At 68.6% G+C, this 10579-nt stretch carries 9 protein-coding genes; 3 read left to right on the forward strand and 6 right to left on the reverse strand.

The features are described from left to right. Positions 1-278 precede the first annotated feature (278 nt). A complete protein-coding gene (locus QZH66_RS13990; protein ID WP_305806551.1) occupies positions 279-1463 on the forward strand; it encodes a benzoate/H(+) symporter BenE family transporter in 1185 nt (394 codons plus the stop codon). Between the two features lie 14 nt (positions 1464-1477). Here QZH66_RS13990 and QZH66_RS13995 read toward each other — a convergent pair whose 3' ends face one another. The 4 genes from QZH66_RS13995 to QZH66_RS14010 all read right to left on the reverse strand — a co-directional run bounded on the left by QZH66_RS13995 (position 1478) and on the right by QZH66_RS14010 (position 6602). Continuing rightward, on the reverse strand, positions 1478-3643 hold the full coding sequence (locus QZH66_RS13995) for a lytic murein transglycosylase (RefSeq protein ID WP_305806552.1): 2166 nt from the start codon (positions 3641-3643) through the stop codon (positions 1478-1480). Between the two features lie 58 nt (positions 3644-3701). Further along, complete coding sequence (gene egtD / locus QZH66_RS14000) at positions 3702-4676, reverse strand: L-histidine N(alpha)-methyltransferase (RefSeq protein WP_305806553.1); 975 nt, start codon at positions 4674-4676, stop codon at positions 3702-3704. Then, positions 4673-6130: an ergothioneine biosynthesis protein EgtB gene (egtB, locus tag QZH66_RS14005; protein WP_305806554.1), complete on the reverse strand. Its 1458-nt coding sequence runs from the start codon at positions 6128-6130 to the stop codon at positions 4673-4675. The genes egtD and egtB overlap by 4 nt, the downstream gene beginning before the upstream one ends. A gap of 70 nt (positions 6131-6200) precedes the next feature. Continuing rightward, the gene (locus QZH66_RS14010) at positions 6201-6602 is read right to left on the reverse strand and encodes a YchJ family metal-binding protein (RefSeq protein ID WP_305806555.1); all 402 of its coding nucleotides are present in this window, start codon (positions 6600-6602) and stop codon (positions 6201-6203) included. 149 nt (positions 6603-6751) lie between these two features. On the opposite strand from QZH66_RS14010, the gene QZH66_RS14015 reads away from it, so the two are divergent. Both QZH66_RS14015 and QZH66_RS14020 read left to right on the forward strand, forming a co-directional pair. After that, the gene (locus QZH66_RS14015; RefSeq protein ID WP_305806559.1) at positions 6752-7531 is read left to right on the forward strand and encodes a TSUP family transporter; all 780 of its coding nucleotides are present in this window, start codon (positions 6752-6754) and stop codon (positions 7529-7531) included. Between the two features lie 96 nt (positions 7532-7627). Beyond that, positions 7628-9223, forward strand: a complete 1596-nt coding sequence (locus QZH66_RS14020; RefSeq protein ID WP_305806556.1) for an EAL domain-containing protein — start codon at positions 7628-7630, stop codon at positions 9221-9223. 34 nt (positions 9224-9257) lie between these two features. Here the strand turns inward: QZH66_RS14020 and QZH66_RS14025 are convergent, their stop codons facing one another. Together QZH66_RS14025 and QZH66_RS14030 are read right to left on the reverse strand one after the other, a co-directional pair. Beyond that, positions 9258-9635, reverse strand: coding sequence for an MAPEG family protein (locus QZH66_RS14025; protein ID WP_305806557.1), 378 nt, complete (start codon positions 9633-9635; stop codon positions 9258-9260). A gap of 82 nt (positions 9636-9717) precedes the next feature. Continuing rightward, positions 9718-10579, reverse strand: an 862-nt coding sequence (locus QZH66_RS14030) for a DUF3322 and DUF2220 domain-containing protein (protein WP_305806558.1), incomplete at its 5' end; no start/stop codon positions are given.

Here is a 10579-nt window from a genome sequence, read left to right on the forward strand (position 1 = left end):
CTAGTATGTCAGGCTTTTTGTTTCCGTCAACCGCTTCTTTCGAAGTGGGTTGCCGTCGTTCCGTTGCGCGTGCCACCGAGGTGGCTATTGCGTTGAAGCGAGGGGGCGAATTCTAGACGCATTACAGAATTCGTCAACAACTATTTCACCGCGATGACAGCGCGTTTCGGCTGAAGCCGCAGTGCGGTGCCGCGCCCCGTCGCCTAACGCCGACGTCGTGCGCTGGCACGGCAGCGGCGCTGGGTGACAATGCCTGCCCGCCCCTTTGATCCCCACTGATGCCGACCCCTGTCTCGCGCTCCCTGTTACGGGACCTGTCACTGCCGGCAGTGGTTGCCGGCGTCATCACCATCCTGGTCAGTTTTGCCAGTTCGGCCGTGATCGTGTTCCAGGCCGCACAGACGCTGGGCGCGGGCCGGGCCGAGATCGCGTCGTGGATGTGGGCGCTGGGCGTGGGGATGGGCGTTACCTGTATCGGCCTGTCCTTGCGTTACCGCATCCCGGTGGTCACCGCCTGGTCCACCCCGGGCGCGGCGATGCTGGTGGTGGCTGCCGGTGGATTGCCGTTGTCCGATGCCATCGGCGGCTTCGTGCTGGCGGCAGTGCTGGGAATGGTGGCCGGCTTCTCGGGGGTGTTCGAGAAGGTGATGCGGCGGATCCCGGTGCCACTGGCCGCTGCCATGCTGGCAGGGGTGCTGCTGCGCTTCGGGCTGGAGGTCTTCGTTTCAATGCAGACCCAGCTGGGCATGGCGTTGGCGATGTTCCTGACCTATCTGGTGGGACGCCGGCTGTTGCCGCGCTATGCGGTGATCGCCACCGTGCTGGTGGGCGTTGCGGTGGCGGCCGGCAACGGGCTGCTGCTGTGGGACCAGGTGCAGGTCCAGCTGGCCCGGCCCGTGTTCACCCTGCCGACGTTGTCGTGGGCGGCGGTGTTCGGCATCGCGCTGCCGCTGTTCGTGGTGACGATGGCCTCCCAGAACGTGCCGGGCGTGGCGGTGCTGCAGGCTTCAGGCTATGCGCCGCCGGTATCGTCACTGATCGGCTGGATCGGGGCAGTCAATACCGCGCTCGCGCCGTTCGGTGCGTTCGCGATCAATCTGGCGGCGATCACCGCGGCCCTCTGCATGGGTCGCGACGTGGATGCGGATCCGGCGCGGCGCTATACCGCCGCGGTCAGCGCGGGTGTGCTGTATCTGCTCATCGGCCTGTTCGGTGCGACGGTGGCGGCCGTGTTCGCCGCTTTCCCTGCCGAGCTGGTGGCCACGCTGGCCGGGATCGCGCTGCTGGGGACCATCGGCAACGGCCTGGCCGCTGCGCTGAAGGAGGAGCGCGAGCGCGAACCGGCGCTGATCACCTTTCTGGTCACCGCATCGGGACTGACCCTGGCCGGTATCGGCTCGGCGTTCTGGGGACTGCTCGCCGGCATGCTTGCGCTGCTGGTGCTGCGCAAGCGGCGGACCTGAGCCCGCCGCCGCGCTCAAAGCGGTGACACCGCCAGCACCTGCATCAACACATGGCGGCCACCGGGGGCCAGCTCGATGACATCGGGGCCGACGTTGGCCGCCTCCACGCAGACATAGTTGCGCCAGCCGGCGCCCACGTCATCCATCTTCTGCGCGGCGGCCTCCCCCGGATTCCACACCACCACCGAGCGGCTGCCCGTGGTGGTGATCTCGATCCGGCGCCCCAGCCCCGGATCGGTGAGCACGTAGCGGCCGCCCGCGCGGGTGTAGATGCGGTCGCTGCGACCGGGGTCACGCGGATCATGCAGGCTCCAGTCGCCCTGCTGCACATGCGCGTTGCCCTGGTCGAGCTTGTCCAGATAGGTCAGCCCGTCCAGGCCCTGCAGCTGCACCGCGCGGGCATCGGCGACGTTGAAGTAGTTGTGCAGCGCCTGGGTGAAATTCACCGGCTGGCTGCCGGTGTTGTCGGTGATCAGCTCCTGCTGCAGCGTCTTGCCGATACGCAGCACCATCGTCAGCCGCAGCGACAGGTTGTCCATTACCGGCGGCGCCAGGGTCAGCACCATGCTGCCATCGGCCTCGCGGCGGGCCTGCTGCAATGTCCACGGCACGGTGCGCACGAAACCGTGCGAGGGCACGTCGTTGCCCTGCCCCTGGCGGCTGAAGTACGGCCAGCACACGGGGGTACCGCCGCGGATCGGAGTCGGTGGCGCCTTGGCGCTGGGCGACAGCCACATCACCTCGGCCCCGCCCGTGGGCACGAATGACAGCAGCTGGCCGCCAAATACGCTGATGGCCGCGCTGGAGAACGGCGTTTCCACCTTCCATGCGCTGAAGCCGTGGAAATCGCCTGTACTCAGGCCTTGTACATCGGTCATTGGAATCTCGCTCCGCACGATCGGGGACTGGACAAACCGGGGGTACGCGGGCGGCAGCGTGAAGGCGGTCGGCGCTGCGGGCAGTGGCGTGCCTTCCAGCGCCGCCAGGATCCGGCGCCCGGGCCGGCCGTCAGCCGTGGTCCACCCCAGCCGCTGCTGCTCGATCTGGATGGCGCGGCGGCTGGCGCTGCCGATCATGCCGTCGGCCATGCCGATAGCGTGCCCGCGCGCCAGCAGCAGCGCCTGCAGCTGGCGGCGCTCGGCGCGACCGATCCCCGGGTCATCGGTGGGCCACGCTGCCGTCAGACCGCCACCGCCGCGCAGCCGGTCGGCCAGGGTGGCGATGGCCAAGCCGTAGCTTTCGGCCGCGTTGTAGGAATAGATGGCGTCGTAGTTGCGGAACACCAGCAGCGCCGGGCCACTGCTGCCGGCCGGCAACAGCAGCGCCGCATTGGCGTCGGCGGTGATGCCCGCGGGCGCCACCTCACGCCCATCCATCGCGGTGATTCCCAGCGCACGCCAGGCCGCCAGCGGCTGGCGCCGGGTGCGCCCGGCCAGCGCGGAATTGAAGCCGGGCGGAATCCGCACTTCCACGCCCCACGGCTGACCGCTGCGCCAACCGGCCTGTTTCAGATAGTTGGCGGTGGAGGCCAACGCATCGGGCACGCTGGCGACCAGGTCGCGGCGGCCGTCGCCATCGCCATCGACCGCGATACGGGCATAGGTGGACGGCATGAACTGGGTATGGCCGAAGGCGCCGGCCCATGAGCCGGTCAGGCCTTCGCCATCCAGGTCGCCGTGGTCGAGCAGTCTCAGCAATGCCAGCAGCTCGCCGCGGAAAAACGGCTGGCGGCGGCCGTTGCAGGCCAGCGTGGCCAGCGACTGCAGCAGCGGACGGTTGCCGGACACGCGGCCGTAATCGCTTTCCACCCCCCACACCGCGACGATGGTGGCCGCATCCACGCCGTACTGCGCCGACACCGTGTCCAGCAGCGCGCGATGTTGGACCAGCTGCGCGCGGCCATCGGCAATCCGCTGCGTATCCACCAGCGCCGCCAGGTAATCCCAGATCGGAGTGGTGAATTCGGGCTGCGCGTCGAGCAGCGGCAACACGCTCAGGTCCGGCTCGATTCCGGCCATCAGATGCTCGAAACGCTGCGCCGGAATGCCTTGGGCCTGCGCGGCGGCTTGCAGCCCGCTGCCGCACGCACCGAATGCCGCCGAGCCGACCGGGGCGGCCAGCAGCCCGGACGCGGTGCCCAGCGCGGCCAGTCCCAGCAGCGCGGCGGTGATCGGCTTCATCGGCGACTCCTGACAGATGCGACGCGGACTGCGCATCATAAGCGGCATTGCCGGTTGCTCATTGCCAGCGCAGCAGCCGCAGCCCGAACGCCGGTGCCGGGGAATCCCAGGCGGCACACACCCGCAGCCCCGCCGTCGCCACCAGCGCGGCAAAGCCGGCCTCGGTGTACTTGTGGCTGTACTCGACCTGCATCGCCTCCCCGGCCTGGAACTCGAATCCATGGCCGGCCACCTGCACGCGCTGGGCGCACTGGCTGACCAGCGAAGTTTCAATGCGCAGGCGCTCGCGGTCGTAGCGCGCGCGATGGCGGAACCGGGCCAGATCGAAATCGCTGCCGATCTCGCGGTTCAACCGGGCCAGCAGGTTGAGGGTGAATGCCGCGGTGACGCCCGCGGCATCGTTGTAGGCGGCCTCGATCAGCGCCGGTTCCTTGTCCAGGTCGATGCCGATCAAGGCCAGGCCGTCAGCGCCCATGCTCTGGTGCATGCCCTGCAGGATCCGCACCGCGTCGGCGTCGGTGAAGTTGCCCAGGGTGGAACCCGGGAAAAACAGCAGGGTGCGCTGCGCCTGGCGCCGGGGCAGCGGCAGCGCGACCGGACCGGTGAAGTCGGCGCACACCGGCAGCATTTCCACCGTGGGGAAATCCGCCGCCAGCGCGCTGACGCTGGCCAGCAAGGCCGCGCGCGAGATTTCAATCGGGGTGTAGGCCACGGCATCGTCCAGCACCTGCAGCAGCAGGCGCGTCTTGCGGCCGCTGCCACTGCCATATTCGACCACCCGCGCCCGCGGCCCGACCCGGGCGGCGATCTGCGGCAACACCTGCTGCAACAACTGCAGCTCCATCCGCGTCAGGTAGTACTCCGGTTGCCGGGTGATCTGTTCAAACAGCGCCGAGCCGTGGGCGTCATAGAAGTATTTGGACGGCAGCGTCTTGGGCTGCAGCGCCAGGCCGGCCAGCACCTCGGCGGTGATGGCCGCGCGCCCGGGGGTCAGATCGGTGAGCGCGGCCAGCGCCTCGACCGCGGTACTCACGAGGCATCCCGCGCCAGCCGCAGGCCGGTGAACTGCCAGCGCGCCGGTGGCGCGAAGAAATTGCGGTAACTGGCGCGCATATGGCCGCGGGCGGTGGCACAGCTGCCACCGCGCAGGACGTACTGCCCGCACATGAACTTGCCGTTGTATTCACCCAGGCTGCCGGGCAGCGGGCGGAAGCCCGGATAGCCGCCATAGGCGCTGCTGGTCCATTCCCAGACATCGCCGAACAGCTNCATATGGCCGCGGGCGGTGGCACAGCTGCCACCGCGCAGGACGTACTGCCCGCACATGAACTTGCCGTTGTATTCACCCAGGCTGCCGGGCAGCGGGCGGAAGCCCGGATAGCCGCCATAGGCGCTGCTGGTCCATTCCCAGACATCGCCGAACAGCTGGGCCAAGCCCGGGCCGGCGCCACCCGGTGCGGCCGGATGCAGCGGGCCCTCGTCGGCGAAGTTGCCTTCCATCGGCAACTCGGCGGCGGCCGCTTCCCATTCGAACTCGGTTGGCAAGCGCGCGCCGGCCCAGCGCGCATAGGCATCGGCTTCGAAATAGCTCAGGTGGCAGACCGGGGCCTGCGGGTCCAGCGGGGCCCAGCCGGCCAGGGTGAATTCGCGCTGCAGCGCCGTGTCCCAGTACAGCGGGTGCTGCCAGTCCTGCGCCTCGCGCAGCTCCCAGCCCTGGCTCATCCACCAGCGCGGCTCACGGTAGCCGCCGGCGTCGATGAAGCGGCGGAATTCGTGGTTGTTGACCGGGCGATTGGCCAGCCGGTGCGCGGGCAGCAGGACCCGGTGGCGGGGCGATTCGTTGTCATAGGCGAACAAGGCGTGCTGCGGCCACGCGGCCGCCCCGATTTCAACCATGCGCTCGCTGCTGTCGATCCAGTCCAGTGGCATCACCGCGCGCGGCGCGGGCGCTGCCGCCCCCTCGCGGTACGCCGGCTGCAGCGGATTGCTCCAGAACGCGTGCTTGATGTCGGTCAGCAGCAACTCCTGGTGTTGCTGCTCGTGCTGCATTCCCAGAATCAGATGGCGCCGCGCCACGGTGTCCATGTCACCGGCATGGAAGCGGGCCGCAATGCGCTCGTCCACCGCGGCGCGGTATTGCAGCACCTGTGCCAGGGTCGGCCGGGACAGCCAGCCGCGCATCGGCCGCGCCAGCGCCGGGCCGATGCTCTGGTAATAGCTGTTGAACAGTTCCCTCCAGTCCGCCTGCAGCCAGTGGTAATCCGGCTGCGCCGCCAGTACGAAGTGTTCAAAAAACCAGGTGGTGTGTGCCAGATGCCATTTGGCCGGGCTGGCATCGGCCATGCTCTGCACCATCGCGTCTTCGGCCGACAGTGGCGCCGCCAGGGCTACGCTGCGTTCGCGCACCGCCTTGAAACGCTGCGCCAGGGTGGCCGGTGCGGTGCGGGCGGTGGTGTTGCGCAGCAATGCGGCGGTGGAAATCTGCATCCGCACGAGGATACGGATGCACGGTCAGTACAGCGTCACGGGCCGTGCACGGCGATGAACGATCGCGCCCTCAGGGGTGTTCGAGCGCGTCCAGGTAATACCAGCGTCCCTGCAGGCGCACAAAGCGGCTGTGCTCGCTCATTTTCACCGCACTGCCGCCGCCCACCCGGTAGCGCGCCACGAACTGCACCTGCGCGGTGTCTTCACCGGTGAGTTGCGACTGCTTCACGCTCAGCCCCAGCCATTGCGTGCGCTGCCCTGGCGCCTCCTGCAGCGACAGTTGCGAGGGCCGTGTGTCGGGGTGCCAGCTGGCCAACAGGTAATCCACGTCCTTGAGCACATAGGCGCTGTAGCGCGAGCGCATCAGCGCCTCGGCGTCGGGCGCCGGCTCCCCGGCCAGCAGGCGGCCGCAACACTGGTGGAAGGCGCGGTCGTGGCCGCACGGACAGGGCGAGGTGGGCGAGATCTGCATCGGCCTATTGTCGTCCTTCGCCGGGCCGGCTCCAACCGTCATGGCCAGCCCGCCCGCGCTACCCGTCGCCGTGCACTGCGATGCTCACCCGGCGGCGAATGCGCGCCGCCAGCGGCGTATGCTTGCGCGCCCTTACCGCGTTCATTGCCGTGCTCGAACTGATTCCTGCCGAACTGCCCTGGTTGATCGTCATCGCCTTCGTCGCCGGGCTGGTCGACGCCGCGGTCGGCGGCGGCGGCCTGATCCAGCTGCCGGGGCTGTTCACCGCCCTGCCGCAGCAGCCGGCCGGGGTGCTGTTCGGCACCAACAAGTTCAGCTCGGTATTCGGCACCGGGGTCTCGGCGTGGCGCTATACCCGCGCGGTGCGACTTCCCTGGCGGCCGGTGCTGTTGGCCGCGGCCGCCGCGTTCGCGTTCGCGTTCCTGGGTGCCAACGCGGTCAGCCTGTTGCCCAGACACGCGGTACGGCCGCTGGTGCTGGTGTTGCTGGTGCTGATGCTGGGCTACACGTTGATGAAAAAGGATTTCGGCGCCCTGCACCGCCCGCGCGAGGTCGGCCGGCGCGAACTGTGGATCGCACTGGCGATGGGCGGCGGCATCGGCTTCTACGACGGCTTCTTCGGCCCGGGCACCGGCAGCTTCCTGATTTTCCTGTTCGTGCGGTTCTTCGGGCTGGACTTCCTGCGCGCCTCGGCCGCGTCCAAAGTCGTCAATCTGGCAACCAACGTGGCGGCTTTGTCCTTCTTCATCCCCAGCGGCAACATCCTGCTGGCAATCGCGATGCCGATGGCGGCGGCCAATATCAGCGGCGCGGTGGTCGGCACCCGGCTGGCCCTGCGCGGCGGCACGCCGTTTATCCGCAAACTGTTCGTGGCACTGGTGGTGGTGCTGATCGCGCGCATGGCCTGGGATACCTTCGGCGGCCGCTGACCCGCGGCCCCATACCGGTCTGCACGCCGGTGGCATATAAAGGGCATCAGCTCATCCGGAACCGTGAGCCGGTTCCTCCAGCGCCAAGGAATGCGTGTGCACAGAAGCCGCAACCGCTTGGTCTTCGCCCTGCTGCTGGTCGGCGCCGCACTGGCCGCAGCGCCGGTGCTGTTGTCGCTGCACCTGGCGCGCAAACACGCCATGAGCGAGAAGTTCGAACAGCTCGATGCCGCCGCCGAAGGCGTGGTGTTGCAGATCCGTGATGCCCGGCAGATGCTCACCCTGCTGGTGCAAAAAGAGCGCGACAGCCACGACCCGCCGTGCAGCAAGGCCAGCATTTCCCGCCTGCAGCAGTTCGGCATGCGCTCGCGGGCGGTCAAGAGCACGCTGCGTATCGAAAACGGCCAGGTCATGTGTTCTTCCAGCGGCGAGTTGATGCGCCATCTGCAGCTGGGCCGGGCCGACATGCACCAGGGCGATGGCACCACCGTCTATATCGACGTGCGGGTGCCCGGCGTGCCCGGCCAGCGTTTTGTGGTGATCGAACGCGATGGTTACGGGCTGCTGCTGCTGACCGAGACGCTGACCGCTCCGTTCGCGCAGAACAATGTTTCGCTGGGCATCTTCGGCGTCAACTCCGGCCGTTTCTCCGCCCGCCAAGGGCGGGTGGAGCAGCGCTGGACGCAAGGGCTCAGGCCCGGTGCCGGCAGCGACCATTTCGTCGATGAGCAGGCGCAGTTCCTGGTGGTACGCAAGCTGGTGTCCGCGGATTCCTCGGCGGTCCTGGCCGCCGCGCCGCTGCGCACCATCGACGACCGCGTCACCCAGTTCGGGCGCTGGTTCATTCCGCTGGGCATCCTGCTGGGCGCCGGGGTGTTGGCGCTGACCGTCCTGATTACCAGGATGCAGTTCTCGCCGCGCTCGGAACTGATGCATGCGTTGCGCCGGAACCAGCTGTTCCTGCTCTATCAACCGGTGTTCGACCTGCAGACCAATTGCTGCATCGGCGCCGAGGCGCTGCTGCGCTGGCGCCAGGAAGACGGCACCATCCTCGCGCCGGACCGTTTCATCCCGTTCGCCGAGGACGCCGGGATGATCCACCTGTTGACGCAGCGGATGCTGCAACTGGTGCGCCAGGACCTGACCGGGTTCCTGCGCGAGCATCGCCAGTTCCATCTGGCGGTCAACCTTGCGCCCAGCGACCTGCAGTGCCAGCGCACGCCGCTGCAGCTGGCGCAGCTGATCGAAGCGATCGGACCGGGTTGTGGACAACTCGTGGTCGAGGTCACCGAGCGCGCCTTGCTCGAAGAGAGCAGCGCCCTGGGCGTGCTCAAGACCCTCCGCGGCCTGGGCATCCAGATCGCCATCGACGATTTCGGCACCGGCTACTCCAGCCTTGCCTACCTCACCACCTACCCGTTCGACATCCTCAAGATCGACAAGGCCTTCGTCACCACCGCCTGCACCGATGCGGTCACCAGCCAGGTGGCGCTGCACATCGTCGAACTGGGCCGCACCCTGGGCATGCGCACCCTTACCGAAGGCATCGAAACCCGGCAACAGGCGGAGTTCTTCCGCGAGCAGGGGGTGATGTATGCGCAGGGCTATCTGTTTGCCAAGCCGATGCCGGTGGCCGAACTGATCCCGTTCGTCGGCCGCCACGCCCGCGCGCCGACGCCGCCCGCCCCGTGACGGCCGGCGGCGACCCGCATCCCGCCGTTACCGCTCAGCGCAGCACCGCGCCGGCCAACGCCATCGCCAACAGAACCAGCGTGGGCAGCATCGACAGCGCGAAGCCGAGCCCACGGGTAGCCGGCGCAGCCACATAGGCGCGCCAGTACAGCAGGCGCCCGAGCAGGTACACCGCGCCCAGCCCCGCCACCCACGGCGCCGGCCAGAAGCCCGCCGCCACCAGCAGCGCCGGCAGGAAGGCGACCAGCAGCTCCAGCGTGTTCATCTGCACCCGGTAGATGCGCTCAAAACCCTCATCGCCGCTCACCGCCGGCGCCTTGAGGCCGGAACGGCCGCGTGCGCGCCCGACCAGCGCGCCGAAAAACAGGTACTGGACCACGGCCAGCATGGCCACCACTTCCACGTAATGCATCGATTCCTCCAGGAATTTCCAGTGCGTGCGCGGCCGCGGAAGTGCGGCGTGGCAGACCCTGCTCCGGCATCAGCGCAGGACTTCAGTCAGCAGCCGCCGACCCCAATGCGGCGGCGATTCGCGCCCACGCATGATTCCACGCGATGCGTTCCTGCTCCAGCCGCGGGGCCGGGCCGAAATCGCCGCGGCGCAGCGCGTCGTAGAACGCATGTTCGACGGGAGTGAGCCGGTCCAGCCGCTGCGCCATCTGCGGCTGCTCCTCATGGCCCCACAGCTCGCGGGGGGTGGCCCGCAGGGTCTCGGCATCCATCAGCAAGGCCACCGTCTGCGGGGCGTAATGACGCAGCCGGTGCAGGATTGCCAGACCGTGGGTGTCGATGTCCCCCCAGTAGAACAACGGCAGCGGGCGCAACCATTCAATCCGTTCCAGGAACGACACCGCATAGCCGCGCGCCATCAGCACCAGGGTGCCCGGCAGGTCGCCGCTGGCCAACCCGGTCTCCCGGTTCTCCACGATCAGCACCTGCCGCACCGGCAGCTTCATCCTCGCCAGTTGCGCCACCGGCACGGTCAGGTCCTCCAGCCCGCCCATCAGCGCACGCAGGGCCGGATCGAGCAGGCGCAGGCGCACCCGGTCCGGCGCGGTGCGCAGGCCAGCCAGCGCGTCGAGGCTGTCGCGGCCATCGCGCTTGCGTACACCGGCAAGCAGATCGGCCACCACCGCGCGCCGCGACTCGACCCACTTGCTGTCGATGCCGGCGATCGGCAACTGCCGCAGGTAGAGATCGCTGTCCGGGTGTTGCTGCAGCCAATCGACCACCTCCAGCAATCGGGTAATGTCGGCATCCACCCAATCGGCCAGCAACGGGTACTGGCGGCGCAGGCGCGCGCCGGGCTCGCCCAGCTGCGGCCAGCGTTGCAGGATCTGCGCTGCGCGCCGCACC

Source organism: Stenotrophomonas sp. YIM B06876, from assembly GCF_030711595.1.
Lineage (GTDB): Bacteria > Pseudomonadota > Gammaproteobacteria > Xanthomonadales > Xanthomonadaceae > Stenotrophomonas.

What these genes read in the sequence shown, in the direction of transcription:
- QZH66_RS13990 (WP_305806551.1), top strand. Translation starts at nt 279, where the DNA reads ATGCCGACCCCTGTCTCGCGCTCCCTGTTACGGGACCTGTCACTGCCG.
- QZH66_RS13995 (WP_305806552.1), bottom strand. Translation starts at nt 3,643, where the DNA reads ATGAAGCCGATCACCGCCGCGCTGCTGGGACTGGCCGCGCTGGGCACC.
- QZH66_RS14010 (WP_305806555.1), bottom strand. Translation starts at nt 6,602, where the DNA reads ATGCAGATCTCGCCCACCTCGCCCTGTCCGTGCGGCCACGACCGCGCC.
- QZH66_RS14025 (WP_305806557.1), bottom strand. Translation starts at nt 9,635, where the DNA reads ATGCATTACGTGGAAGTGGTGGCCATGCTGGCCGTGGTCCAGTACCTG.